General features: G+C 69.5%; 23 protein-coding genes. 8 read left to right on the top strand and 15 right to left on the bottom strand.

Features of this window, described 5'->3' with window-relative positions; translation table 11 throughout:
* Positions 1 to 95 precede the first annotated feature (95 nt).
* Positions 96 to 1,214, top strand: a complete 1,119-nt coding sequence (gene dnaN, locus DFR50_RS21075; protein ID WP_113891243.1) for a DNA polymerase III subunit beta — start codon at positions 96 to 98, stop codon at positions 1,212 to 1,214.
* Between the two features lie 80 nt (positions 1,215 to 1,294).
* Here the strand turns inward: dnaN and DFR50_RS21070 are convergent, their stop codons facing one another.
* Positions 1,295 to 1,519 carry a hypothetical protein gene (locus DFR50_RS21070; protein WP_113891242.1) on the bottom strand — a complete coding sequence of 75 codons (225 nt, stop codon included), beginning with the start codon at positions 1,517 to 1,519 and terminating at the stop codon, positions 1,295 to 1,297.
* A gap of 134 nt (positions 1,520 to 1,653) precedes the next feature.
* Between DFR50_RS21070 and DFR50_RS21065 the strand changes: the two genes are divergently transcribed.
* Positions 1,654 to 2,286 (top strand): LysE family translocator, encoded by a 633-nt coding sequence (locus DFR50_RS21065; protein WP_113891241.1) that lies wholly within the window; start codon positions 1,654 to 1,656, stop codon positions 2,284 to 2,286.
* Positions 2,287 to 2,508: 222 nt separating this feature from the next.
* Positions 2,509 to 2,718: a hypothetical protein gene (locus tag DFR50_RS21060; protein ID WP_113891240.1), complete on the top strand. Its 210-nt coding sequence runs from the start codon at positions 2,509 to 2,511 to the stop codon at positions 2,716 to 2,718.
* 365 nt (positions 2,719 to 3,083) lie between these two features.
* Here DFR50_RS21060 and DFR50_RS21055 read toward each other — a convergent pair whose 3' ends face one another.
* Positions 3,084 to 4,808 (bottom strand): HAD family hydrolase, encoded by a 1,725-nt coding sequence (locus tag DFR50_RS21055; protein ID WP_113891239.1) that lies wholly within the window; start codon positions 4,806 to 4,808, stop codon positions 3,084 to 3,086.
* A 154-nt stretch (positions 4,809 to 4,962) separates the two neighbouring features.
* Between DFR50_RS21055 and DFR50_RS21050 the strand changes: the two genes are divergently transcribed.
* From DFR50_RS21050 to DFR50_RS21040, 3 genes are read left to right on the top strand one after another with little or no spacing between them, the layout of a single operon-like run.
* The gene (locus DFR50_RS21050; protein WP_170153315.1) at positions 4,963 to 5,970 is read left to right on the top strand and encodes an HlyD family secretion protein; all 1,008 of its coding nucleotides are present in this window, start codon (positions 4,963 to 4,965) and stop codon (positions 5,968 to 5,970) included.
* Positions 5,967 to 6,881, top strand: coding sequence for an ABC transporter ATP-binding protein (locus tag DFR50_RS21045; protein ID WP_113891237.1), 915 nt, complete (start codon positions 5,967 to 5,969; stop codon positions 6,879 to 6,881). The genes DFR50_RS21050 and DFR50_RS21045 overlap by 4 nt, the downstream gene beginning before the upstream one ends.
* Positions 6,878 to 8,005: an ABC transporter permease gene (locus tag DFR50_RS21040; RefSeq protein ID WP_113891236.1), complete on the top strand. Its 1,128-nt coding sequence runs from the start codon at positions 6,878 to 6,880 to the stop codon at positions 8,003 to 8,005. The genes DFR50_RS21045 and DFR50_RS21040 overlap by 4 nt, the downstream gene beginning before the upstream one ends.
* A gap of 48 nt (positions 8,006 to 8,053) precedes the next feature.
* Here DFR50_RS21040 and DFR50_RS21035 read toward each other — a convergent pair whose 3' ends face one another.
* The 11 genes from DFR50_RS21035 to DFR50_RS20975 form a co-directional block, all read right to left on the bottom strand.
* Positions 8,054 to 8,416, bottom strand: a complete 363-nt coding sequence (locus DFR50_RS21035) for a DUF805 domain-containing protein (protein WP_113891235.1) — start codon at positions 8,414 to 8,416, stop codon at positions 8,054 to 8,056.
* Positions 8,417 to 8,582: 166 nt separating this feature from the next.
* Positions 8,583 to 9,446 carry an aldo/keto reductase gene (locus DFR50_RS21030; RefSeq protein ID WP_113891234.1) on the bottom strand — a complete coding sequence of 288 codons (864 nt, stop codon included), beginning with the start codon at positions 9,444 to 9,446 and terminating at the stop codon, positions 8,583 to 8,585.
* Between the two features lie 335 nt (positions 9,447 to 9,781).
* Positions 9,782 to 10,696 carry an oxygen-dependent coproporphyrinogen oxidase gene (hemF, locus tag DFR50_RS21020; protein ID WP_113891232.1) on the bottom strand — a complete coding sequence of 305 codons (915 nt, stop codon included), beginning with the start codon at positions 10,694 to 10,696 and terminating at the stop codon, positions 9,782 to 9,784.
* Positions 10,693 to 11,730, bottom strand: a complete 1,038-nt coding sequence (hemE, locus tag DFR50_RS21015; protein ID WP_113891231.1) for a uroporphyrinogen decarboxylase — start codon at positions 11,728 to 11,730, stop codon at positions 10,693 to 10,695. Before hemE ends, hemF begins: the two co-directional genes overlap by 4 nt.
* Before the next feature lie 160 nt (positions 11,731 to 11,890).
* Complete coding sequence (locus DFR50_RS21010; RefSeq protein WP_113891230.1) at positions 11,891 to 12,601, bottom strand: glutamine amidotransferase-related protein; 711 nt, start codon at positions 12,599 to 12,601, stop codon at positions 11,891 to 11,893.
* 76 nt (positions 12,602 to 12,677) lie between these two features.
* A complete protein-coding gene (gene hemA / locus DFR50_RS21005; protein WP_113891229.1) occupies positions 12,678 to 13,982 on the bottom strand; it encodes a 5-aminolevulinate synthase in 1,305 nt (434 codons plus the stop codon).
* 1,149 nt (positions 13,983 to 15,131) lie between these two features.
* Complete coding sequence (locus tag DFR50_RS20995) at positions 15,132 to 15,911, bottom strand: class II aldolase/adducin family protein (protein WP_113891227.1); 780 nt, start codon at positions 15,909 to 15,911, stop codon at positions 15,132 to 15,134.
* Between the two features lie 27 nt (positions 15,912 to 15,938).
* On the bottom strand, positions 15,939 to 16,868 hold the full coding sequence (gene hemC / locus DFR50_RS20990) for a hydroxymethylbilane synthase (RefSeq protein ID WP_113891226.1): 930 nt from the start codon (positions 16,866 to 16,868) through the stop codon (positions 15,939 to 15,941).
* 321 nt (positions 16,869 to 17,189) lie between these two features.
* A complete protein-coding gene (locus DFR50_RS20985; RefSeq protein ID WP_113891225.1) occupies positions 17,190 to 18,968 on the bottom strand; it encodes an AsmA family protein in 1,779 nt (592 codons plus the stop codon).
* Positions 18,969 to 19,068: 100 nt separating this feature from the next.
* Entirely contained in the window at positions 19,069 to 19,767 is a 699-nt protein-coding gene (locus DFR50_RS20980) for a sulfite exporter TauE/SafE family protein (protein ID WP_113891224.1), read from the bottom strand.
* 114 nt (positions 19,768 to 19,881) lie between these two features.
* The gene (locus DFR50_RS20975; RefSeq protein ID WP_113891223.1) at positions 19,882 to 20,613 is read right to left on the bottom strand and encodes an HAD family hydrolase; all 732 of its coding nucleotides are present in this window, start codon (positions 20,611 to 20,613) and stop codon (positions 19,882 to 19,884) included.
* A gap of 137 nt (positions 20,614 to 20,750) precedes the next feature.
* On the opposite strand from DFR50_RS20975, the gene DFR50_RS20970 reads away from it, so the two are divergent.
* Entirely contained in the window at positions 20,751 to 20,972 is a 222-nt protein-coding gene (locus DFR50_RS20970; protein ID WP_113891222.1) for a hypothetical protein, read from the top strand.
* 24 nt (positions 20,973 to 20,996) lie between these two features.
* On the opposite strand, the gene DFR50_RS20965 is transcribed toward DFR50_RS20970, so the two are convergent.
* Positions 20,997 to 21,506, bottom strand: a complete 510-nt coding sequence (locus DFR50_RS20965) for a DUF6101 family protein (RefSeq protein WP_147262834.1) — start codon at positions 21,504 to 21,506, stop codon at positions 20,997 to 20,999.
* Between the two features lie 238 nt (positions 21,507 to 21,744).
* A complete protein-coding gene (locus DFR50_RS20960) occupies positions 21,745 to 22,479 on the bottom strand; it encodes a TetR/AcrR family transcriptional regulator (protein ID WP_147262833.1) in 735 nt (244 codons plus the stop codon).
* 571 nt (positions 22,480 to 23,050) lie between these two features.
* Here DFR50_RS20960 and ppsR point away from each other — a divergent pair.
* Positions 23,051 to 24,340 carry a transcriptional regulator PpsR gene (gene ppsR, locus DFR50_RS20955; protein WP_113891219.1) on the top strand — a complete coding sequence of 430 codons (1,290 nt, stop codon included), beginning with the start codon at positions 23,051 to 23,053 and terminating at the stop codon, positions 24,338 to 24,340.
* Positions 24,341 to 24,350: the final 10 nt, after the last annotated feature.

The following is a 24,350-nucleotide window of genomic DNA, read 5'->3' as shown; positions in this document are numbered from 1 at the left end:
GTCGCAGCGGTCTTGCGTTGCACCGAGCGCCTTGGCAAAGTCCGCGCCCTCTTCGAGGCGCGTTCAGCGTCGACCGTGTATCGGAAGTCCTCACGATGAAAGTCACCATCGAGCGTTCGGTCCTGCTCAAGGCTCTGGGACACGTTCATCGTATCGTCGAGCGCCGCAACACCATTCCGATTCTCGCCAACGTGCTGATCGAGGCGGCGGACGGCAAGCTGGCGCTCAAGAGCACCGACCTCGACCTCGAGGCGACCGAGCAGGCCGCGGCGGACGTCGTCCAGCCCGGCGCGACCACGGTCCCGGCGCATGTCATCTACGACATCGTGCGCAAGCTGCCAGAGGGCGCGCAGGTGAGCCTCGAGATCGCCGGCGACACCGGGCAGCTGCTGCTGCGCTCCGGCCGTTCCCGCTTCTACCTGCAGGCGCTGCCGGCGTCCGACTTCCCCGACCTCACCTCGGGCGCCTTCTCGCATGCCTTCACCCTGCCGGCGGTCGAGCTCAAGCGCCTGATCGAGAACACCCAGTTCGCCATCTCGACCGAGGAGACGCGCTACTATCTCAATGGCATCTACCTGCACACGGCCGATGTCGGCGGGACGCCGACCCTGCGCGCGGTGGCGACCGACGGCCACCGCCTGGCGCGCGTCGATGCGCCGGCGCCGCAGGGCGCGATCGGGATGCCGGGCGTGATCGCGCCGCGCAAGGCGGTGAACGAGGTGCTGAAGCTGCTCGAGGACCCGACCCAGGACGTCAAAATCGAGATCTCCACCGCCAAGGCCCGCTTCCAGTTCGGCGACGTGGTGCTGACCACCAAGCTGATCGACGGCACCTTCCCCGACTATCAGCGCGTCATCCCGGTCGGCAACGACAAGCGTCTCGTGGTCGACAAGGATCCGTTCGAGAAGGCGGTCGACCGCGTCTCGACGCTGTCGTCCGAGCGCGGGCGCGCGATCAAGCTGTCGGTCGCCGAGGGCCGGATGACGCTCTCGGTCAACAACCCGGACTCGGGCTCGGCGAGCGAGGAGATCGAGGTCGACTACGATTCGACCCCGATCGACATCGGCTTCAACGCCCGCTACCTGCTCGACATCCTCGGCCAGCTCGCCGGCGACACGGCGCTGATCGTCATGGCCGACCCCGGCTCGCCGACCCTGATCCAGGACCGCGACGGCGCGAGCGCGCTCTACGTGCTGATGCCGCTGCGGGTGTGAACGGGCGTTCGTCCGTCCCTGCGAGGCTGAGGCTTTTCGGTCGAGATTTCAAGACATCAGCCGTCGCCGATTCGCCTCGTTCACAGGGTGTGTCCGCGAGCGACAGCGCCTTCGTCGTCCGGCATCGCGACGCGCCCGAAGGGCGACGCGGCCGTCATCGCGAGGAGCCCGAAGGGCGACGCGGCCGTCATCGCGAGGAGCCCGAAGGGCGACGCGGCGATCCAGGAGCCGTCTGCACTGCCGTCTGCCGAAGCGCTGGACTTCCTGGCGGCAGGCGTCGGCGTCCCGGACTCCTGGATCGCCACGTCGCTTCGCTCCCCGCGATGACGGCGTTCAGGCGAACCCCAGTTGGGAGAACCCCCAATGGCTTGACCTGACCGCCGCCCGACCCGCGGTGGCCGCTCGACTTTCGCACCGAAATCGCGCCGGAGGCGCCAACATGCCGTCGCTCATCCATCTCGTCGCCTTCGCGCTGGTCGCGCTCGGCCTGGTCCTGACGCCGGGACCGAACATGATCTATCTGATTTCGCGATCCATCATCCAGGGGCGCGCCGCGGGCCTGATCTCGCTCGGCGGGGTGGCGCTCGGTTTCGTCTTCTACATGCTCTGCGCGGTGTTCGGGATCACGGCGCTCGTCTTCGCCGTCCCCTACGCGTATGACGCGCTGCGCCTGACGGGCGCGGCCTATCTGGCCTGGCTCGCCTGGCAGGCGCTGCGGCCGGGCGGCCGATCCCCGTTCGAGGTCAGGGCTCTGCCGATCGACAGCCCGCGCAAACTGTTCGCGATGGGCCTCGTCACCAATCTGCTCAACCCGAAAGTCGCGATGCTCTATCTGTCGCTGCTGCCGCAATTCATCGACACGAACGCCGGCAGCGTCCTGTCGCAGTCCCTGATCCTCGGCTCGACGCAGATCGCGATCAGCGTGACCGTCAACGCCGTCATCGCGATCATGGCCGGGTCGATCGCCGCTTTCCTGAAGGCGCGGCCGTCCTGGGCGGTCGCGCAACGCTGGCTGATGGGCGGGGTGCTCGCCGGCCTCGCCGTTCGCATGGCCTCAGAAAGCCGCCGTTGAGCTCGTCGCCGGCGCTTCGGAGTCGGGCGAGGAGGTCTCACGCGCCTCTCTCTTCGGCCGCATGCGCCGCGAACCGCGCCGTCACGCTCCTGTAGCCGCGCGGGCCTAAATCGACTCCGCGGACTGGCGATTGCGCCAGGTGGGGGGTTTGGCTCGGGAAAACCTCACCCTGTCGAAGTTGCGACCCCATGGGCCGCCCCGAAAGGTCAAGAGGAGCACGTCATGGCGAAGGACAAGCATCCGGCGAGCGAGCATCATCTTCAAGCGGCCGCGCATCATCAGGCGGCGGCCCATCATCACCTTCAGGCCGCCCATCTCCACAAGATCGGCGAGCACGACGACGCGCAGGAACACGCGGACGCCGCGCACGAGCATAGCGAGGAAGGGCACAAGCACTCGACGACCGCCAAGGACCATTCCGGCGAAGCGTAAGCTTTTGCGCCGTTACTCCCAACCCCGTCATTGCGAGGAGCGAAGCGACGAAGCAACCCATGCCGCCGCTTGCCTCCTGCGGAAAAAATCGCTCCGTCTTCTGCTCGCAACGAAGGGCGGCGGGACGATCAGAGGGCGCAACAGCGGCCCAGCGGCCCTGGATCGCTTCGCTTCGCTCGCGATGACGGCGCTGTTCGCTGCCGGCTTGGGAGTTACTTTGCGCCGCTCGACCGACGGTAACTCCCAAGCCGTCCGCCGCTTTCCTCCTCCGTGAAGCGAAGCGAAACGGGGGAGGGGGACCACCCGAAGGGTGGTGGAGGGGGCCCGCTGGGCTACGGCTTCGCGGTTGCATCGCTCTGCGGTGACTAGCCCGGATCGGACCCCTTCGAAGCCGGCGCCGTATATTTTCGCTCGATCGCCTGGCGCATCGCCCTGCGCGAGCGCGCCGGATCGGCTTCCGCCGCCTCGATCCGCTCCGCTTCCGACGCCAGATCGTCGTCCTTGATCGCGTCGTGGATCCAGGTCGAGACGTCGCCCGCCTTCAGGTGATGCAGCCAGGTTCGGTCGTCGACCCCGTCCGCCATCTGCAGGAAGATCGTGAGGTTCTGAGCGCGCAAGTTGAGCGCGCCGTCGGGGCCGCGGAAATAGAAGCTCTTGTCCTCGCCGAGCTCGCCCTCGGCGTATTTGCGCGTGTGGCGCTCCATCTTGGCGGCGGGCGCGCGCGGCGCGACGAATTCCGGCGCCCGGGGCGAGGAGCGCCGCCAGAACAGCGCCTGCCCGTGTTCCGCCGGGCCCTCGGGCAGCGGCGGCGGCGCGATCGACAGGGCCCGGCAGAAGGCGGCGATCGTCTCGGCGGGCCGGGTTCCGACTGCGAACACGTCGTCGACGCGCGCGAGCGCTTCGGCCGAGACGGCTTCCGGGTCGACGGTGACCAGGACGGCGGGCAGGCTCGACAGCGCGGCGCCGGCGTTGACGTCCCGCTCGGCCGGCAGGACATGGTGGGCCTCGTCGACCAGCAGCCAGTGCGGCCGCCCGGTCCGGCCCTGCATCTCGATCGCGGCCCCGGCGAAGCCGGCGAAGGCGGCCGGGCGGTCCTCGACGCCGATGGCGAGCAGATTGACGACGACGCTGTCGCCCGGGCGATCGAGCGCCTTGAGCAATTCGGGCAGGCGCGGCGGCGACTTGGCGTCGCCGAGCGCGACCGCCGCGCGAAAGTCGGCGTAATCGCCCTCCGGGTCGAACACGACGACCTGGAAGCCGCCCGCGATCATCCCTTCGACGAGCGCGGTCGCGAGCGTCGATTTGCCGCCGCCCGAGAGCCCCGCGACCAGCGCGCCGCCGCCATGCGGGCGCAGATAGACCGGCGTCCCGTCAGGGCGGACCGCCGCCTGGACGAGGCCGCGCGCCTTGAAGGGGGCGAAGGCGTCCACATCGTCTTCGAGAAGGCGCGCGATCAGCTCCGCGACGCCCGCGCCGCGCGGGCGCTCCGTCACGAGGTCGGCCGTCTCCTTGACCGCCGGCAGGGCGTTGGCGACGGCTGCGGAAAAGCCGGAGGCCTGCATGAAGGCGTGGTCGTTCTCGGCGTCGCCGACCGCGACCACGTTGTGGGCGGAGAGGCCGAGGTCGTCGAGCGCCGCGGCAAGCCCGCTCGCCTTGTTGACGCCGGCCGGCAGGACCATCACCGCGCCCTTGTTGAACGTGATCTGCAATTCGAGCCCGAGTTCGCGAATAGCTTTCAGAACCGCGTTCTCGTGCGGCTCCCAGGTGGCGACGATCGACCGCCCGACCGACAGCGGGACGCCTTTCTCGCGCAGAGCCGCGACGAATTCCGGCGAGGGCTCGGGGGCGAGCGGCCGTTCCCGCCGGGTCGCGGGATCGAACAGCAGCGCGCCGTTCTCGGCGACGACCCGATCGAACAGGTCGAGGCGCGGACAGACGCGGACGAGGTCGGGGAGTTCGCGGCCGGTGACGAGGACGACCCTGCGGCCCGAGCGCCTGAGGCGGACGAGCGCGTCGATCGTGGCGGAATCGACGACGCCGTCGTGCGCGAGCGTGCCGTCGTAATCGGTCGCGAGACAGATGATGAACATGGAAACGCCCCTCCTGGCCCGGGGGGAACGCGCGGCGGCCGCGTTCGGTTCCGGCGGCCCGCGCCCGCGTCCTTCGGTCCCAATGTTTTTTCCCGGCGAACGCCGCTAAGGGATGCGTCCGAAGCGGCCGTGTCGCCGCGGCCGAGCGCCCGCCTTGATTCGACGTTTTCTCGTCCCCGCGGTTGTGATCGCGCTCGTCGCGGGCGCTGGGTGGGCGCTGTTCCGTCCGAGGCCGCCGGCGCCGGTCGCGTGGCAGGGCTATGCCGAGGCGGATTTCGTCAAGATCGGGCCGACCCAGGCAGGGCTCCTCACCGCGGTGCGCGTGGCGCGGGGCGACCGGGTCGTCAAGGGCCAGCCGCTGTTCACGCAGGACGACGCCGACGACCGCGCCGCGGTCGATCAGGCGCGCCGCCTGTTGCAGCAGGCGCGCGGGCAGCTCGCCAACCTCATGGCGCCGGCGAAGACGAGCGAGATCGACCAGGCCCAGGCCAATCTCGGCGACGCGCAGGCGGCGCGCGACCGGGCGCAGGAGGACCTTCGCCGCAGCGCGCAACTGCTGAAGTCCGGATCGGCGACGCAGCAGGTCGTCGATCAGCAGGACGCGGCGCTGCGCTCGGCCGAGGCGAAGGTGGCGGCGGCGACGGCGGCGCTCGCGACCGCGCAGGCGCCGATGGGCCGGCCGTCGGAGATCGAGGCGCAGAGGTCGATGGTCGACGCGCTCGAGGCGGCGCTGAAGCAGGCCCAGTGGCGGCTCGACCAGCGCTCGGTGACGGCGCCCGAGGCCGGGATCATCGCCGACGTGATCGCCTTTCCCGGCGAGACCCTCTCGGCGGGCGCGCCGGCGGTCTCGCTGCTGCCGCCCGGCAACGTGTTCGTCCGCTTCTTCATTCCCGAGCCGCAGCTCGCCAAAATCCACGTCGGAGACCGGGTGGATTTCGCCTGCGACAATTGCCCGGCTGACCTCGGCGGCGTGGTGTCGTACATCGCGCCGAGCGCGGAATACACGCCGCCCTTCATCTATTCCGAGACGAACCGCAGCAAGTTCGTGTTTCTGGCCGAGGCGCGCCCGCCGTCGGATCAGGCGAGGCTCCTCAATCCGGGCCAGCCCGTGACGGTCGCGCCCGCGGCGCAGGCGGCGGCGCCGACGGCGAGCGCGCCATGAGCGAGGCGGCCATCGACGTCCGGGGGTTGCGCAAGCGGTTCGGCGGCCTCCAGGTGGTCGAGGGCCTCGATCTCACCGTCGCCGAGGGCGAGATCTGCGGCTTCCTCGGCGCCAACGGCAGCGGCAAGACCACCACCATCCGCATGCTGTGCGGGCTCCTGAAGCCCGACGGCGGCGAAGGCCACTGCCTCGGCCACGACATCCTCCGCGAGCCGCACGCGATCCGCCGTCAGGTCGGCTACATGACCCAGCGCTTCAGCCTCTACGAGGACCTGACGGTCGCCGAGAACCTCGACTTCGTCGCGCGCGTCTACGAGATGCCGAACCGTCGCGAGGCGGTGCGACGAATTCTCGACCGGATGGAGCTCGGCCCGCGCCGCGACCAGCTCGCCGGCCAGCTCTCGGGCGGCTGGAAGCAGCGGCTCGCGCTCGCCGCCTGCGTGCTGCACGAGCCGAAACTGCTGCTGCTCGACGAGCCGACCGCCGGCGTCGACGCCAAGGCGCGACGCGAGTTCTGGGACCTGATCCACGACATGGCGGTCGAGGGCCTGACGACGCTGGTCTCGACCCACTACATGGACGAGGCCGAGCGCTGCAAACGCATCGTCTACCTGGCGCGCGGGCGCATCGTGGTCCAGGGCGCCGCGGCGACGGTCGTCGCCCAGTCGGGCCTGACCGCGTTCGAGGGCAGCGGCGACGACGTCGATCGGGTCGCGGTCGCGCTCCGTCATTCGCCGGGCGTCGAGGCCGCCGCGGTGTTCGGCCGCGCGCTGCGGGTCGCGAGCCTCGACCGCGAGGCGCTGAAGCGGGCGATCGAGACGCGCGGCGGCGCGCTCGTCTGGCGGGAGGTCGAGCCGCGCCTCGACGACGTGTTCATCCACATGTTGAGCGTCCAGGGGAAGGGCGGATGAGCAACGCCTTCTCCTTCCCGCGCCTGATCGCCCTCCTGCGCAAGGAATCGATCCAGATCCTGCGCGACAAGCTGACGCTGCGCATCATCATCCTGGTGCCGATGATCCAGCTGTTCCTGTTCGGCTATGCGATCAACTCCGACCCGAAGCATCTGCCGGCAGGGCTCCTGTCGATCGAGGATTCCAAATACACCCGCACCATCGCCGCTGCGTTGACCAACTCCGGCTATTACGAGATCCGGGTCCTGCGCAGCGAAACGGAAGCCGAGGAGGGGCTCGCGCGCGGCGAGCTGATGTTCGTCATAGAGACGCCGCCCGACTTCGACCGCGCGGTCGACCGGGGCGAGCGGCCGAGCGTGCTGATCGACGCCGACGCGACCGACCCGAGCGCGATCGGCAATGCGGTGGCCGCGCTCGATCGCGTCGTCGCCGACCTCGATCGCGACCTGCCGCCGATCCGCCAGATCGCGCCGCCGGCGCCGCCGTTCCAGTTCGTCCTGCACGCCCGCTACAATCCCGAGCAGCTCACCGTGCTCAACGTCGTTCCGGGCCTGATCTGCATCGTGCTCCTGTTCTCGACCCTGTTCGTCACCACCATGGCGATCACCAAGGAGCGCGAGCGCGGCACGATGGAGAATCTGCTGGCGATGCCGGTGCGGCCGATCGAGGTCATGATCGCCAAGATCGCGCCCTACGTGATCATCGGCTACATCCAGGTGTCGCTGATCCTGGTCGCGGCGTCGTTGTTCTTCGGCCTGCCGATCCGCGGCTCGGTGCCGCTCCTGCTCGGGGCGCTCGGGTTCTTCATCGCCGGCAATCTGGCGCTCGGCGTGACCTTCTCGACCATCTCGGCCAACCAGATGCAGGCGGTCCAGCTCGCCCAGTTCACCCTGATGCCGTCCTTCATTCTGTCCGGCTTCATGTTCCCGTTCCGCGGCATGCCGGTCTGGGCGCAGTGGCTCGGCAACCTGTTCCCGATCACCCATGCGATGCGGATCGTGCGCGCGCTCTTGCTCAAGGGCGTCGGCTGGAGCGAGATCGCGCCGGAAATCTGGCCGATGGCGCTGTTCGCCGTGGTGGTGATCGCCTTCGCGACGCTCGCCTACCGGGAGACGCTCGACTGAGGTTCGGGCGCCGCGGGAGGGGCGGCGTCTCGCCGCCTGAGCGCCTCGTCAGCCGACAGTCTCGGGCGCGCCGAAGCGGTTCGGCGCGGCGTTTCCGGGCGTCACCCACCAGACGATCAGCACGATCAGGCCGATCAGCGGGAGGAGGTGCAGAAGCTGCCACCAGCCGGACCGGTCGGTGTCGTGCAGACGCCGGACTCCGACGGCGAGCGAGGGGACGATCGTGGCGAGCCCGACGATCGTTTCGACGATCTCCCCGCCTCCGATCAGTTCGTCGTCGATGATCGCGGCGATCAGCGTCGCGATCAGGACCGCCAACATGAACCACCAGAATTCGGGACGGTTCGCCCGCCCCTGGAAATCCGCGTATTTCTTGACGAAAGCGGTTTGAACGGCAGCCTGAAACGTCATGGGGGCCCCCTCGGTTCGACGACCTGCCCCGCCTCTTGCCATTGTTGCATGACAAAACCAAGCGGGCCCCCGACCGCGGGCGCTTCCCCCGCGCCGGAGACCCGCCGGCCTCGCTTGGCCGCGATCGCCGATCGCGGCGACCGCGGTCGCCGACGGCGTCCGCAAATCACCCCGTGGCGCGCCCGACCCGGTCGAGTTCGTCGAACTCCTCGTCCGACAGTTCGATCGCCGCCGCGGCGACGTTCTCCTCGAGATGCGCCACCTTTCCCGTGCCGGGGATCGGCAGCATGACCGGGCTGCGCTTCAGGAGCCAGGCGAGCGCGATCTGGCCCGGGCTCGCCTTGCGCCGTCTGGCGATCGCGTCGAGCGCGCCGCCTTCGCGGGCGAGGTCGCCGGCGTTGAGCGGGAACCACGGGATGAAGCCGATCCCGCGCCCGGCGCATGCGTCGAGCACGGCCTCGCTCGCGCGGTCGGCGAGGTTGTAGCGGTTCTGCACCGTCGCCACCGGGAAATAGCTCGACGCCGTCTCGATGTCGGCGACGCCGACCTCCGACAGGCCCGCCGTGCGGATGACGCCGTCGGCGATCAGCGACTTGATCGCGTCGAACTGCTCGTCGGCGGGCACCTTCGGATCGATGCGATGGAGCTGCCACAGGTCGATCGCCTCGACTCCCAGCCGCCAGCGGCTCTTGTGGGCCTGCTGGATCAGGTATTCGGGGCGGCCGAGCGGGATCCAGACGTTCGGGCCGGTGCGGGCGAGGCCGCCCTTGGTGGCGATCCGGATCGATCCGTACGGGTGCAGCGCCTCGCGGATCAGGTCTTCCGAGAAATCGGGGCCGTAGGAATCGGCGGTGTCGATGAAATCGACCCCGAGATCGGGCAGGCGTTTCAGGGTGCGGATCGCTTCCTCGCGATCCTCCGGCGGGCCCCAGACGCCCTTGCCGACGATGCGCATCGCGCCGAAGCCGAGGCGAGCGACCTCGAACTGTCCGCCGATGCGGAAGTGTCCCGATTGCGCAGCGTTGACCATTGACCATCCTCCCATGCGTTGGTTGCGATGCCGGCGTTCGGCCCTTCCTCAACGCGCAAAAACAGGCTGAGGGACCGCCGGCGTCATCGCGAGGTTGAAACCGGGCGTTCGGCTGGACAAAGCGAGCGCGCCTTGGCGTCCGTTGTGGAAAAAAACCCCTGTCTCAGAGGCCTTCGCCGCCCTTTCGGGCGCGGCGCCGGCCTCGTTCTCCGCGTCCGTGAAACGCCCTGACAGCGGCGCCGTCTCGATCTCCATACCCTTACCTAGGACCCACGACGAAATCGGCAAGCGCGCCGGCCGCGGCCCGATCCGCGCGCTTGGCGGTTGTCGATCCTTCAGGGCCAGCGGGCCTCGGGCGGCATCGAGGACAAAATGGAGGCGATGTTGCCGCCGGTCTTCAGGCCGAAGATCGTGCCGCGATCATAGAGCAGGTTGAACTCGACGTAACGGCCGCGGCGGACGCATTGTTCCTCGCGCTCGCGCAGGCTCCACGGCTGCGAGGCGTTGCGCCGGACGATGTCGGAATAGACGGCGATGAAGCTGTCGCCGACGTCGCGGACGAAGGCGAAATCCGCGTCGAACGCCGAATTGTCGGAGTCGCCGGCGCTGTTCAGGTGATCGAAGAAGATGCCGCCGATCCCGCGCCGCTCGTTGCGGTGCCTGAGGAAGAAATATTCGTCGCACCAGGCCTCGAACCGGTCGGCGTCGGCGACGCCCGGGTGGCGGGCGCAGGCCGCGCGCATCGCGGCGTGGAACAGGACCGCGTCCGGATCGCTCTCGACCCGGCGCGCGTCCAGCATCGGCGTGAGATCGGCGCCGCCGCCGAACCACAGTTTCGTCGTGCGCACGAGCCGCACGTTCATGTGCACGGTCGGGACGTGCGGGCTCCACGGATGGGCGATCACCGACACGCCGGCCGCCCAGAAGCGCGGGTCGGCGGCGGCGCCGGGAATGTCCTTGGCGAACTCGGGCGGGAATGCGCCGAACACGGTCGAGCAATGCGCGCCCATCTTCTCGAACAGCCGCCCGCGCAGCATCGCCATCCGGCCGCCGCCGCCCGGCGCGCCGCCGGCGTCGGTGCGGCTCCACGGCTCGATGGCGAACCGGCCGGGCTCGCGCGGCGGGTCGACGTCGCCGAACTCCCGCTCGAGGCCCTCCATCGCCGCGACGATCCGCAATTGCAGGCCGCCGAACCAGTCGGCGGCGGCCGCGAGGCGGGGATCGGCGCCGGGTTCGGCCGCGCCGCTCATGCCCCGCGCACCCGCGCCATCATGCGCTCGACATGGGCGATCGGCGTCTCGGGCAGAATGCCGTGGCCGAGGTTGAAGACGTGGGCGCGGTCAACGAAGCCGTCGAGCACGCGGTCGATCCCTTCGTCCAGCGCCGAGCCGCCGGCGACGAGGGCGAGCGGATCGAGATTGCCCTGCAACGCGAGGCCCGGCAGCGCGGCGGCCGCGACGGCGGGCTCGACCGCGGTGTCGAGGCCGACGCAAGCGACCCCCTTCATGCCGGCGAACTTGTAGAGTTGCGTCGCCGCGCCGCGCGGGAAGGCGATCACCGGCGTGTCGGGCGCCGTCGCCTTCACCTTGGCGACCAGCGCCGCGACCGGCGCGACGCACCAGCGCTCGAACTCCGCCGGCGGCAGCACGCCCGACCAGGAATCGAAAATCTGCACCGCCTCGGCGCCCGCCTCGATCTGGCGGATCAGATAGCCTGCGGACGCATCCACCAGCCGCTCGATCAGCGCCGCGAACAACTTGGGATGGCGGTAAGCGAAGGTCCGCGCCGGCTCCTGCTCCTTGGTGCCGCGCCCGGCGATCATGTAGCTCGCCACCGTCCACGGCGCGCCGCAGAAGCCGATCAGCGCGACCTCGCTTGGCAGCGCGGTCTTCAGTCGGTCGAGCGTCTCGAACGCGGGCGAGAGCTTTTCCCAGTCCGGCTCGGCCCTGAGGCGCGAAAATCCCGCCTCGTCCGTGATCGGGTCGAGGCGCGGCCCTTCGCCGGTCTCGAACGACACCGTCTGGCCGAGCGCGTCGGGGACGACGAGAATGTCGGAGAACAGGATCGCCGCGTCGAACCCGAATCGCCGGATCGGCTGCAGCGTCGCTTCGACGGTCGAGGCCGGCGTGTAGCAGAAGTCGAGGAAGCTCGGCGCCTTGGCGCGGATCTCGCGATATTCCGGCAGGTAGCGGCCGGCCTGGCGCATCAGCCAGATCGGCGGCCGTGTCTGGCGCTCGCCCGCGAGCGCGGCGAGGAAGGGCTTTTGCGATTTTGCAGACGTCACGACAGACCCCTCATGCAGCCCGGCTGCCGGGCGAAAAGCCGGCGTTCTCGCGGACGCCCGACGGCGGCGAGACGCCGCTCCTCCGATTCCTCGCGCCTAGCCCAACCGCGGCGCCCGGGCAAGCGCGCGCTTCGGGTAAGTATCGAAACCCGATCCGCGCTCATACGTCGCCGGCCTGGGACAGGGCGCCGGGCGCGTCGAGGAACCGTCCGATCCACTGGCCGATCCGGGCGCAGTCGTGCGGCCGGCCGTAGGAGGCGATGGCCGGATCGGCCAATGCGCCGAAACGGTCCCGCCGCGCCTCGATCAGCGCCGTCGCGAACGCGGCCGGAAACTCCGGATGGAACTGGAAGGAGACGGCGTCGCCGTAGTCGAGCCCGGCATAGGGGGTGAACGCGCTGGCGAGGGTCACGCGGGCGCCGGGCGGGCGGACGACCACCTGATCCTGGTGCAGGGCGGGAACCATAACCGACGCCGCGCCGTCCATCCAGCTTGCGCGGCGCCGCGCCTCATAGCGCTGAAGCCCGAGGCCCCAGCCCTTGGGCGACTTCACCACGGCGCCGCCGAACGCTTCGGCCATCGCCTGATGGCCGAAGCACAGGCCGACGAGCTTCGCCCGCCCCTTGACCTGTCGCAGAAAGCCGATCAGCCCGGGGATCCAGGGCAGGTCGTCGTAGACCCCGGCCGCCGAACCGGTCACCACGTAGGCGTCGAAATCCGGTGTTCCGGCCGACAACGCGCCCCCCGGCACGTCGACGATTGCGGTCTCCCGATGCGGACCGAGCAGCCGTTGCACCATCGCGCCATAACCGCCGAAGCGGGCGCGAAGCGGCTCGGGCGGGGCGCCGCATTCCAGGATGCCGATCGTCATGGGCGGATTGTCGACGCCGCCGCGCCGCGCCGGGTCTGACCGAGGCGTGCGCGCAAGGCGCCGAGCCCGGCGGCCGCTACTCGGCCGCCTTCTTCATCTCGGGATAGACGCAATCCGCCGCCGGCGCCGTCGCCGCACGCCGGAACAGCGGGATGATCTTCGCCTCTTCGAAGCGCAGGCCCACCGTCTTCCACACGTCGACCAGCGCCTCGACCAGTTCGGCGACCTGCGCCTCGCTGTGGGCCGGGCCGGGGGTGATGCGCAGCCGCTCCGTGCCCGTGGGGACGGTCGGGTAGTTGATCGGCTGGATGTAGATCGCGTGCCGCTCGAGCAGCAGCTTGCTCGCCGCCTTGCACTTCTGGGCGTCGCCGACGAACACCGGCACGATGTGCGACGGGTTGTCCATGACGGGGATGCCGGCGGCGCGCAAAGCGTGCTTGGTGAGCCAGGCCATGTGCTGGTGCCGCTCGCGCTCGGCGCTCGACGTCTTGAGGTGCCGCACCGCCGCCGCCGCGCTCGCCGCCACGCTCGGAGGCAGGGTCGAGGTGAAGATGAACTGCGGGGCGTAGCTGCGCACCGCGTCCACCACCGCCGCGCTCGCCGCGATGTAGCCGCCGAGCGCGCCGAAACCCTTGGCGAGCGTGCCTTCGATGACGTCGATGCGGTGGGCGAGGCCCTCGCGCTCGCTCACCCCGCCGCCGCGCGGCCCGTACAGGCCCACGGCGTGCACCTCGTCGATGTAGCTCATTGCGCCGTACTTCTCGCACAGGTCGAGGATCGCCTCGATCGGCGCGATGTCGCCGTCCATGGAATAGAGGCTCTCGAACACGACGAGCTTTGCGCGCGCGGCGGGCTCCGCGGCCAGAAGCGCCTCGAGATGGGCGACGTCGTTGTGGCGCCACACCTTCTTCTCGCAGCCGGCGCGCCGGACGCCCTCGATCATCGAATTGTGGTTGAGCGCGTCGGACAGGATCAGGCAGTTCGGCAGCAGGCTCGCGATGGTCGAGATGCCGGCGAGATTGGAGATCCAGCCGGAGGTGAAGGCGAGGGCCGCCTGCTTGCCGTGCAGATCGGCGAGTTCGGCCTCGAGCCGCACGATCGGATGATGCGTGCCGGAGATGTTGCGGGTGCCGCCGGCGCCGGCGCCGTGGGCGCGCGCGGCCTCGACCGACGCCTCGATCACCTCGGGGTGGACGCCCATGCCGAGATAGTCGTTGGAGCACCAGACGGTGACTTCGCGCGGCCTGTCCTCCTCGCCCTCGGGGCGCCACAGGGCCAGCGGGAAGCGGCGCGCGTCGCGTTCGAGATTTGCGAATGTCCGGTAGCGCTCTTCCGCCTTCAACTGGGCGATTGCGTCGGAGAAGACCCGCTCGTAGTCCATCGTCTGCCTTTCTTGCAGGCAGCCGGCCCCTTCCGCCGTCCGCCCCTGCCTAATTCGGTATCCGCGCGGCCCGACCTTGTCCAGTCGCCTTGACACTCGGCGAGGCGCGGCGGATTGGCGCAGCGAGGCCGTTCCGGCAATCGGAGCCGGACGTGCCGGCGCATTGTAGACGCGGTCGTCGACCGCGTCGACCGCGCTTCCGCCCGGGCGGCCAGAAAAGCGTCGGCGCCCGAACATCCGCCCCGGCCACCCTCGGGCGACAGCCCGAACCGCTCGCGCCCGGCCGCGGGTCGGGCGCGAGAGGTCTTGCCGTGGCTTCCTACCGATGTCCCCGTTCGCGGGCAATCGTTCGGCCCTCTCCGTCAACGGGGAAGCCTGAGACCAATCGTTTTCGGCGTTGCGGTCCGATACGCGGTGACGAGAAGGCATGCCACCGAGCGCACGACAATTTCTTGCGGAAAATCAGAAGGCATGCTAGAGTTCAAACTGTCGGTCGCCAGGTCGGCGGCGATGCGCGCGAGGGCGAGAGTCGGGAGAAGTTTCAAAAACCATCGGCAGCGCGGCGGGAAGGGCGCGCGCGCTCGCGAACAATCCGGTTGGGGGCGCCGAAGTGACAAACTGACGTAACCGCCAAGCCTTGGGGCGCCTTGGGAATGGTGCGCGGTCGTCGACGCCGAGGCGTTCTGATGACGCTTGCCGCCGTCCTCGCGAGGAGCCCGAAGGGCGACGCGGCGATCCGGGGCCGCCTGCGCCGACGTTGCAGCGCGGCGACGTCCGGCATACGGCGGACCTTGGCCGTGCCCCCCCTGGACCGCCACGTCGCTTGGCTCCTCGCGATGACGGCGGCTTGGGAGTTACAAAGTGACAGGTTTGGGCGCCCAAGTCCCTGAAAAAATGGGTCGCCTGCCAAACCTGCACAGCGGCGCCCGCCCGTCGTGGCGGCCAGCCGGCCGCGAGAGCGGCCGTCGCGCCGCGCTACGGCAGGCGCCCGTCCCCGCACCCGGGCGGCGGGAATCGCATCTCCGGGGCCCGCCTGTCCGGCTCCTCGCGAACAAGGGCCATGGCTGTTGCCTCCATCCGCCCGGAAAGACAGCCGCAACGCCTTGGAAAGGTTCAATCCGCGCCCGAGCGCAGGTCCGCCGCCCGCGGCTACGACCGGTAGCCCGGATCGATCCTGTCCAGCTTGCGCAAGATCCCCGGCCAGGCCAGCGCGCCGCCGAGTCCGCGGGTCACCTGGGCCGACTGGGCCCGGGCGCCGTCGAGGATCGCCTGCGGGATGGGAACGAGCGCCCCGCCGCCGGACTGCGCCATGATCTGGATCTCGCACGCCCGCTCGAGCGTGAACATCGCCAGAAAGGCGTCGGCGATCGAGCCCCCGACCGTGAGCAGCCCGTGATTGCGCAGGATCAGGAACGTGTTCCTGCCGAAGTCGGCGACGAGCCGCGGCTTTTCCGCGTCGTTCAGCGCCACCCCTTCGTAGCCGTGATAGCCGAGGCTCGTCTGCACGAACAGCGACTGCTGCGAGATCGGCAGCAGGCCCTCTTTCTGGCAGGAGACCGCGACGCCCGCGGGCGTGTGGAGGTGAAGCACGCACTGAGCGTCCTCGCGCGCGGCGTGGATCGCGGAATGGATCACGAAACCGGCGGGGTTGATCGCGAACGGGCTCTCCAGAACCTTCTCGCCAGCGAGGTCGACCTTGACCAGGCTCGACGCCGTCACCTCCTCGAACATCAGGCCGTAGGGGTTGATGAGGAAGTGATGGTCCTCGCCCGGGAGGCGGGCGGAAATGTGGGTGAAGACCAGGTCGTCCCACCCGTAATGCGCGACGATCCGGTAGCAGGCGGCGAGGTCGACCCGGACGGCCCATTCCGCGGCGGAGACCCTGTCCCTGACCGAGGGAACCGCGATCCGGCCGGCCTCAATCTCCATGCCCGCTTTCCTCCCCGCTTCGTTCGCTTAGTCTCTCGGCAGGACTCCGGCCGGGAGCCGCGCCCCGAGCGTCCTGCCCGCGTCCGCCCCGAGCCGGGCGGCGTCGGCTGCGGCCGCCTCCGCCTCGATCTCGAAGCGCTCCGAACCGTCTGTCCTGAGCACCTCGCCGCGGAACCTGATTCGCCCTTCGGCGAATCGGGCGAGGCCGGCGATCGGCGTCCGGCAGGAGCCCTCGAGCACGGCCAGGAAGGCCCGCTCGGCGGCAAGCTCGGCGTAAGTGGGAGCGTGCGTGATCGGGGCGAGCGCGTCAAGCGCCCTCGCGTCGTCGCTACGGGCGGTCAAGGCGATCGCCCCCTGTCCGACAGCCGGCGTGAAGGCGTCGAGGCCGAGCGGCGCCCGGGCGCGATGGGCGAGGCCGAGCCGCTTCAGCCCCGCCATGGCGAGCAGCGTTCCCCCGATCGCGCCCGACTCCGCCTTGCGCAGCCGCGTCTCGACGTTGCCGCGCAAGAGTTCCGGCTTCAGGTCGGGCCGAAGCCGGAGCGCCTGCGCCTGACGCCGCAGCGAGGCGGCGCCCAGCGTCGCGCCCTGCGGCAGGCCCTCGATCGTGTCGGCGAAGGAGGAGATCAAGGCGTCGCGCACGTCCTCGCGGGGCAGAAAGCCGGCGAGCGCGATCCCGTCCGGGATGAGGGTCGGCAGATCCTTGGCCGAGTGAACGGCCGCGTCGATCTCGCCGGCGAGCAGGGCGATGTCGATCTCCTTGGTGAACAGGCCCTTGCCGCCCGCTTCGGCGAGCGGTCGGTCCTGGATCGCGTCGCCGCTGGTGCGGATGATGCGCAGCTCGATGTGTTCTTCCGCCCAGCCGTGCGCCTCGGCGAGCAGGCGCCGGGTCTCGTTGGCCTGGGCGAGCGCGAGCGGCGAGCCACGGGTGCCCAGCACGAAAAGCGGCGAAGTTGTCACGGAAGGTCTCCCAGGCTCGGCACGGCGCCTCTATTCGAGCAATCCTCGGCGCTGTCAAACGCGCAGCGGGCGTTCGGCTGCGTCATCCCGTCGCGTTGACCGGAACGGGGGGCAACACCTATTCTCGCTCCATCACGCGATACGAAGTCCAGTAGATGATCTCGACGCGTGACGGACCCGAGGAAATCGGGCCACATCGACGAGAGTACGCGGATCGAGGTGGCTTGCCGGCGTAAAGTTGGCTCATCCAAGAGCGGCCGGGATTCCCATCCTGGCCTTTTTTGCGTCGGGCCGCTGGCGCGCCCTCGGTCGGCGAAGACGTCACGGCGAAGGCGTGGCCGAGCCCGGGTCGTCGCCGTCGGTCTGGTCGGCGGTCTGGACCGTCGGGTTCGCCCAGGGCCCGTTGATGTCGAGGCTCAAGCGCGCGGCGCCGGGCGGCGAAGCGCCCGTTGGGTCCGACTGCGCCGCATCCATGCGCAGGCGCAAGCTGAGATCGCCGAGATCGACCGCGCCCCGCAAATCCGCCCTGAGCCCCTGGGCGACGAGCGCGCCGTCGACGAGCCTGGCGACGCCGTCGGCGATGAGAACGTTGAAAGTCGCCCGCTCGAAGGCGGTTCCGCCGCTCCTCATGTCCTTCGCCAGATCGAGGGGGCGGCGCTGGCTTCGGCGCAAGGCCTCCTCCAGATTGACGCCGGACACGACTCCGTCTTCGATCGAGATCGACGCCCTGCCGCGAAGGCCGGCGATCAGTTCCGCCGGCGAACGGCCGGCCGTCTCCACTGCGAGCTCGGCGTTGGCGTCGCCCGACACGTCCGGCCAGCCGAATTCGGCCCCGAAAGCCTTGACGTCCGCCCCTGCGAGCTTTCCGTGCATCGCGAGGCGGAAACCGGCGTCGCTGATCAGGCGCAGGTCGCCCTGCCACCGCCCGCCATAGGCGGTCGCGTCGACGATGTTCGCGGTGAGGTCTCCGTCCTTCAGCAAAGCCGACGCCGCGACGTTCTCGAAACTCACCCCGTAGATATCGAGCGCCCCCGCGGACAGCCGCAAATCGAGGTCGACGTCGCGAGGAAGCGAAAACGGCAAGGGTCTTTCGCTCCAGCGCCCGTCCGGCGCGAGCAGCGCCGCCGCCGGCCCCGACAACGGCGCGAGCGCCAGCCGCCCGGCGTCCAGCGAGCCCGACACCGTGACCCGGCCGTCGCCCCGAGCCAGACGCAGCGCGCCCTGCAGGGTCTGGCCGCCGCTCGTCACCCGCGCGTCGTCGAAGACCATGTCGCCCGGGGCGATCCGGACCTTGCCCGCGATGGCGATGTCCGAAATCCCCGTCGCCGACAGCCGGGACGCGCCGAATAGCCGCGCCACCTGTGGCAGCGCGTGGGAAGAGGCCGAAAGATCGCCGGCCGCGCCCGGCGCGGCGCCGGCCGTCAACGCCCCGACGAACGTGAACTCGCCCAGCGACGAGGCGACCGAAACCCTGAGGGCCGCCGGCTTTCCCAAGGTCGCGCGACGGGGATCGTCCAGCGAGCCCGACGCTGTCAGAGGCACGTCGCGCCACAGGGCGGACAACTCCACGCTCAGAGGCGCGCCGAGGGCGAGGCCATCGACGTGTCCCTGCAGGCTCTTGATCACGGTGTCCAGTTGTCGCTTTCGGCTCGTGACCCGCATCACCGCATCGGTGAAGCTGACGCTGCCGAGCGGCGCGAAACGACTGATCGCGAGCGCCGCCCCCGCGGGGTCGAGACTGCCCGCGAACGGCGTCCGATCGAGGTCCAGCAGGATCGTCGGCGCCGTCAGGGTCACGCCGGCGGGCGCGATCTGGCCGCGCAGAAGTGCGACGATGGACAGATCGACGCGCGCTTCCGGCGCAGACACGAGGTTTTCACCCAGATCATTGTCCAGTCTCGCGTCGACGAGGCGAAGGCTGGGCCAGGGAAAGACGCTGAACGTCGCCGCCTGAGGGGCGCTCCAGGTCAACAGGGGCGACCGCCCGAACGCCTCGTTCAAGCTCTCGACCACACGAGCGGGCGCAACCGGCCAGCGGGCGGCTCCCGCCGCTACGGCCGCCAGCGCAAAAACGCCCGCCCACATAGCGGCCCGACGCATCGTTGTCCGTCTCCGCGGCCTCGACGCGCATGCGCGCCGCCGGACGGCTTATACCGCCAAACCGAAGGCGAGGGGAAATGAGCCATTCATGAGCCGATTGTCAGTTCAGGCAGAATCCGGCGACCGCCATCGCAGGGACGGCGATGCTGGCTGCCGCGATCGCCATGATGCCGAGGCCGACGGCGACGCGCGCGTTGGGCGTCTGGGCAAGGCGTCGAAACCGGGACAGCCCGAGCGCGACCGCCGTCACCGAGGGGAGCGTTCCAAGCCCGAAGCCGGCCATCACCATGGCGCCGCGCCAGAAGTCGCCGGTCAGCATGGCGTAGAACAACGCGCCGTAAACCATGCCGCAGGGCAGGAGCCCCCAGATCAATCCCGAAGCGAACGCGCCCGACGCTCCCTGGGCGGGGCTTGCGGAGGCGAATCGGAGCCTACCGGCGATCGGCGCTGCGACACGGTCGACGATCGCGAGCGACGGAGCGAAGCCGGCGACGGAAAGCCCGATCCAGCCGAGGGCGACCGCGGCCGCCCAGCGCATGGCGAGATAGGCGCCGGCGTGATCGAAGGCGCCGTACAGCGTCGAGCCGACGGCGCCCAGGATCGCCCCGCCGGCGACATACACGACGATTCGCCCGGCGTGCGCGGCGATCAACGCGCGCGCGCGATCCGCCTCGGTCTCCCCGGAGGCGAAGGCAAACATCAGGGTCGACGCGATCGCGCCGCACATCCCGGCGCAATGCAGGCTGCTGGCGAGTCCGAGGAGGAGCCCGCCGAGGAACGTGAGACTATCGGGAGCCATCAAGGGCCGAACCTCCGGCGCCGGCCACGGAACGCCTCACCTACCGTCAAATGGCCGCGCGAGGCAACGCGCGACGCACCGGTCGTTCGAGACATTCGGCCGCATGGCCTTCGACTATTCCGCAGTCTCGAGGTCGGCCAGGAGCGCTGGCAAGTGGCCGATGTGCGCGATGACATGATCGGCGTAAGGCGCGAGCGCAGCCCGCTGCGCGGGCCCGGACAAGACGGCGACAGAAGTGGAGCCAGCCGCCTTCGCCGCCGAGAGGTCGTGCAGGGAGTCGCCGACCACCACGACCCTGGAGGCGGAAGTCCCGAGACATTCGGCGAAAGCGAGCACCATGCCCGGATCCGGCTTGCCCCCATGGCCGGAGTCGTAGCCCGCGACGAAATCGACGAACGAACCGACCCCCAACGCCTCGATCTGGCGGCGGGCGCTGGCTTCGGAGTCGTTGGTCGCAACGCCGAGCCGCAGACCCATCGCGCTCAGGGCCGAAAAGACGGCCGGCGTCTCCGTGATCGGCGTGAGCGCCCGCAGCGATTCGACCGCAGACAGGGCGTCGATCTCGGCTTTCAGAGCCGCGAGATCCGTGCGTCCCAAGGCCTGCGCCCAAGGCAGACCGTAGTCCGCCGTCGAACCGGCCACGAGCGGGGAGGAGTCGAGAAACTGCCGAGTGTCGATCGTGAACTGCAGCGCCTCGGCCTGCGCCTGCATCAAAGCCGGATCGCCGTCGGCCAGCGCGCGGATCATCGCGTAGACCGCGGGGCCCCATGTCGCGTTGAAGTCGATGAGCGTCCCGTCCTTGTCGAACAGAACGCCGGTGAATCGGCCCGATACGGTGAGCGGCACTGCGATCTCCTGCCCCTGAGGCGTGACCCGGACGCCTTGCGCGCATCCGTTAATCCCCCCTTAACGGATTTCGCTCATTCTCGTACGACAGGCGCACGAACAGAGCGCCAGGGACCTCCGGAGGAGGGCGGACGGCGATGCGGCACGACTTTGACGCGATCCCCGAAGCGGCAGGCCGGCGCAACGGGGTCGGCTCCTTGCTGACCCGCATGTATCGCGACATCGGCCTCGCCGCCGTCGCGGACGCGCTGGGACTCCTGACCGCCGAGTTCGAAGGCGATCTTGCCCAATCGATCGAGCGCGGCGTCTATTTCCTGCTTCCGACGGCGCCCGCCCTGCGTATCGACCTGGCCGCTTGAAGCGGCCCGAGGTTCGTCGCCGCCTCAGCGATCCTCCCAACCCGGAGAGAGAATGATCGGGTCGTCATCGACGACATCGGTCTTGAGGCGACGGCCATTGGCGCGGCGTTTCCGGAGGCGGGGACGGCGCGAAGTCAGCGCGGCGCCTCTCCGCCGGGGGTGCGGCGTCCGGCAGGCGAGGGCGACGCGAGGTACGTTCACACGCGCCTCCGACGCCTCGCTCCGGCCCGCGAGCGCCGGCAAGCCGAGACAATCGACCCATTCTAGCCATTGGGCTTCCATCGCAGCGAGGTCGTCGCCCGCGCCGAGCACGATGGACAGGTCTGGGTCGCTGTGGGTCAGCTTCACCTCGTAATGGAAGCGGCCGCACTCGAGCGCACCGATCCGCAACGCCACGCCGCGATACGCCCGGCATGACAGGCGGATCGTCATCGATACGCCCGCGACCGCGCGGCGAATAGTCACCGCCTCCCGCCCTACTTCCACAATCCGGCGGCGGTCGTCGGAACGCGGATCACGGGTCTCGATCGACAAGCATTCCGAGGGCCTGGGCAGCGAGTTCACGATCATTTGTCCGCATGTTGTTCGACCACGCGGGAAGTATCGCTCCGGTTTCTTCGCAGAAAGCCTAACGCCCGTGGTTAAGGCGCTGTGAAAAGGCGATCTCGAGACCGTTTTAGCGTCTCGTGGCGATCGAATCGTCAAGCCGATCGCTCAACTTTGATCGGTCGGCGGGGGCCCGTCGCCCTTGGCCTCGGGCCGCTCGGCGAGTTCAGACCGGCGGCGCTTCATCGTCGCCGATGCCGCCGGCCTCCCGCTCCGAACCGGCGCGATGCGGACGTTCGCGCATCCGGCGGCGGGCGTCGAAGGCGGCGTGAGCGAGCGCCCGGAAAGGCGCCGCGATCTCGTTGAGGCGGTCGACTCTGGCGACTGCCCGTTCGCCCCGCGTGAGTTCACGGTCGAGTTCCGCCATCGTCTTCGACAGGCCGGGGTCCTCGTCGTCGAGCCAGACTCCGACGATTCGCGCCCATGCCAGCGCCAGGCCCTGAAGCTTGATCGCGCCCGCGGCGCCGCCCTCGAGATCAATGTCCGCCGCCTCGAGCATGAAACGCATCGACCCGAGCACGACCAGGTTCATCGCCAACGCGGCGCTCGGATCGCGCCTCAACCAGGCGTTCGTCTCCCGCAGGCCCTCGCGGTACGGCGCCATCTCCTCGAGCCGGCGCATGAGAATGTCGAACATTCGCTCGCGGGCGCCCTCGTCGCCGAGTTCCTCGACACCCTGGGCCAGCACGGCCCGGTCGATGCGCCGCGAAAGGTGAGCCAGAACCGCTCCCTTGGAAGAGAAGGAGTCGCGGAAGTCGGCGAGCGTCACTCCCGCCTCCCGGCAAATCTCGCGAATCGAGATGTCCTCGAAACGACGCTCGCCGGCGAGCGTCATCAACGCATCGACGATCTTTCCCCGAGAATCGGCCGGCTTGGCCTCGCTCTTTGCCTTGGTCGCCATGATCGTCTCCCGAGTGATGCCAAAAGACTGGTTGCCGATGGACCCGAAACCAAATCTCGCTTGCGGCGTGTCGCCGGCGGCGAGGCCTCCGCGAGCCGATCGGTTCCTCGAAACGATCGTCCTCATGTCTTGATCCGCGCAACCTGCGAAGCCGGCGATGGCCGCTCTTTCGCCGCGCTCCGGTCCGAACTCCGACGGCGCCAATCCATTGCCTCAGGTTCAGCGTAGCCGGAATACCTGTTCGGGGAAACAAATTGTACCGACTTTCCGATGAACAAAATTGCCGGAGCCTGCCCCCATGTGCGCCTGGCGCCGGCGGCGATCCGCGACGGAGCGGGAAACCAAGTCCGACGAGCGAGGGTCGGAGACGAACGAAGCGGACAGCTCCGCTCGCGGCTCGGCCATCCGCAGGAGGTGCGCCAGCGTTGGACCGGTAGGGCGGCGAGGCCGACAGGCTGGACTTCGACGCCACAGACAAGGTACTTTTGATCGGGGGGCGGTTCTTCCCTGTGGCCGGGGCGGCAAGACAGCGTCCTTGACGCGGGCTTGCGGATGACCTGGTGGACGTCTGATGAACGAGTCTGGCCGATTCCCCGCCGACATCACGCTCGCCGTGGACGGCGACGGCGTGATACGGAAGGCCGTGCCATCGCAGGCGCTTTCGGACGAGCCTCTCGACGATTGGCTCGGCCAAAGGTGGATAGAGACGGTTTTGACCGGGGCGACCGGGCCGGTCGAGAACGCGGTCGATCTGGGTCGGCGCGAAGGAGAGTCTTCGAGCTTCGTCGTGAACCAGCGGTTGCCGAGCGGCCGCGAGATTCTGCTCGAATACACGACCGTCAAACTTCCCTCGGGATCCGGTTTCATCGCGATCGGGAAGAATTTCCAGGCGATCTCCGACCTCAGGACTCGTCTCGCCGCCGTTCAGTTGGAGCGGGAGCAGGATTACTGGAAGCTGCGTGAGGTCGAGACCCGCTACCGCGCCTTGCTCGACGCCGCGTCCGAGGCGGTCGCGTTGGTGCGCGTCGGGACCTTGCGCGTGGTCGAGTCCAATGCGCTCGCGGCGAAAGCGTTCGGCCTGGTTCCGGGCGCCGAGTTCTTTCCCGATCTGCCGGAGCGCGATCGCAAGGCGCTCGATGGCCTGCTCGAGACCGCGCGAATGACGGGCCGTGCGCCGCGCATCGTCCTCCACCACGCCGCTGATGCGCCGCTGAGCCTGCGCGCCTCGACGCTGACGAGCGAAGCGGGGACGTTCTATCTGCTGCAGGTGAGCCGGCTGACCGATTCCGGCTTCGAGACGGCGTCGTCCGGCGAACCGCCGGCCTGGTCGCTCGAGTCCCTCGTCCGCCGCTTGCCGCAGGCCTTTCTCGTCGTCGATCGGAACGGCGTCGTCAGATCGGCGAATCACGCGTTTCTCGACCTCGTCCAGGCCGAGTTCGAGACTGCGGTGCTGGGGAAGAGCGCGAACCGCTGGCTCTCCCTGCCGGGAGGAGGCCTTCGGCGAATCCTCGACCGCATCGAGCAGCGCGGCGTCGTCCAATCCATGCGCGCCACCGTGATGGGCGAGCGTGGCGGGACCGCCGAGGTCGACATCTTCGCCGCCGGCGATCGCGACGATCGTCCGAACGCCTTCGCGCTGATCGTTCGCGAGGCCCTTGCCGACGCCGCGGCAGGGGCCTCGCCGCCGGACCCGTCCGGATCGTCGCTTGGAAAGGCGGTCCGCTCCTCGGTGGAGGCTATCGAGCGCCAGCGCTTGTCGGAAGCCCTGGCGAGATCGGGGGGAAACCGGACCCTGGCCGCCGAGAGCCTGGGCATCAGCCGCCAGAGCCTGCACGCCAAGCTCAGGAAATACGCATTGTGACATTCGGCCG

It is taken from the genome of Roseiarcus fermentans, from assembly GCF_003315135.1.
In the GTDB taxonomy this organism is placed as follows: domain Bacteria; phylum Pseudomonadota; class Alphaproteobacteria; order Rhizobiales; family Beijerinckiaceae; genus Roseiarcus; species Roseiarcus fermentans.
The sequence above is the reverse complement of the archived record's forward strand: the minus strand, read 5'-3'. Positions and strand labels throughout refer to the sequence as shown.

Excerpts from the sequence above, each read along its gene's own strand:
- DFR50_RS20995 (WP_113891227.1), bottom strand. The coding sequence starts at position 15,911 with ATGGAGATTGAGGCCGGCCGGATCGCGGTTCCCTCGGTCAGGGACAGG.
- hemA (WP_113891229.1), bottom strand. The coding sequence starts at position 13,982 with ATGGACTACGAGCGGGTCTTCTCCGACGCAATCGCCCAGTTGAAGGCG.
- DFR50_RS20970 (WP_113891222.1), top strand. The coding sequence starts at position 20,751 with ATGCGGCACGACTTTGACGCGATCCCCGAAGCGGCAGGCCGGCGCAAC.
- hemF (WP_113891232.1), bottom strand. The coding sequence starts at position 10,696 with ATGAGCGGCGCGGCCGAACCCGGCGCCGATCCCCGCCTCGCGGCCGCC.
- DFR50_RS21065 (WP_113891241.1), top strand. The coding sequence starts at position 1,654 with ATGCCGTCGCTCATCCATCTCGTCGCCTTCGCGCTGGTCGCGCTCGGC.
- ppsR (WP_113891219.1), top strand. The coding sequence starts at position 23,051 with ATGAACGAGTCTGGCCGATTCCCCGCCGACATCACGCTCGCCGTGGAC.
- DFR50_RS21030 (WP_113891234.1), bottom strand. The coding sequence starts at position 9,446 with ATGGTCAACGCTGCGCAATCGGGACACTTCCGCATCGGCGGACAGTTC.
- DFR50_RS21035 (WP_113891235.1), bottom strand. The coding sequence starts at position 8,416 with ATGACGTTTCAGGCTGCCGTTCAAACCGCTTTCGTCAAGAAATACGCG.
- DFR50_RS21040 (WP_113891236.1), top strand. The coding sequence starts at position 6,878 with ATGAGCAACGCCTTCTCCTTCCCGCGCCTGATCGCCCTCCTGCGCAAG.
- DFR50_RS21010 (WP_113891230.1), bottom strand. The coding sequence starts at position 12,601 with ATGACGATCGGCATCCTGGAATGCGGCGCCCCGCCCGAGCCGCTTCGC.
- DFR50_RS21045 (WP_113891237.1), top strand. The coding sequence starts at position 5,967 with ATGAGCGAGGCGGCCATCGACGTCCGGGGGTTGCGCAAGCGGTTCGGC.
- DFR50_RS20980 (WP_113891224.1), bottom strand. The coding sequence starts at position 19,767 with ATGGCTCCCGATAGTCTCACGTTCCTCGGCGGGCTCCTCCTCGGACTC.
- DFR50_RS20960 (WP_147262833.1), bottom strand. The coding sequence starts at position 22,479 with ATGGCGACCAAGGCAAAGAGCGAGGCCAAGCCGGCCGATTCTCGGGGA.
- DFR50_RS21060 (WP_113891240.1), top strand. The coding sequence starts at position 2,509 with ATGGCGAAGGACAAGCATCCGGCGAGCGAGCATCATCTTCAAGCGGCC.
- DFR50_RS21055 (WP_113891239.1), bottom strand. The coding sequence starts at position 4,808 with ATGTTCATCATCTGTCTCGCGACCGATTACGACGGCACGCTCGCGCAC.
- dnaN (WP_113891243.1), top strand. The coding sequence starts at position 96 with ATGAAAGTCACCATCGAGCGTTCGGTCCTGCTCAAGGCTCTGGGACAC.
- DFR50_RS20985 (WP_113891225.1), bottom strand. The coding sequence starts at position 18,968 with ATGCGTCGGGCCGCTATGTGGGCGGGCGTTTTTGCGCTGGCGGCCGTA.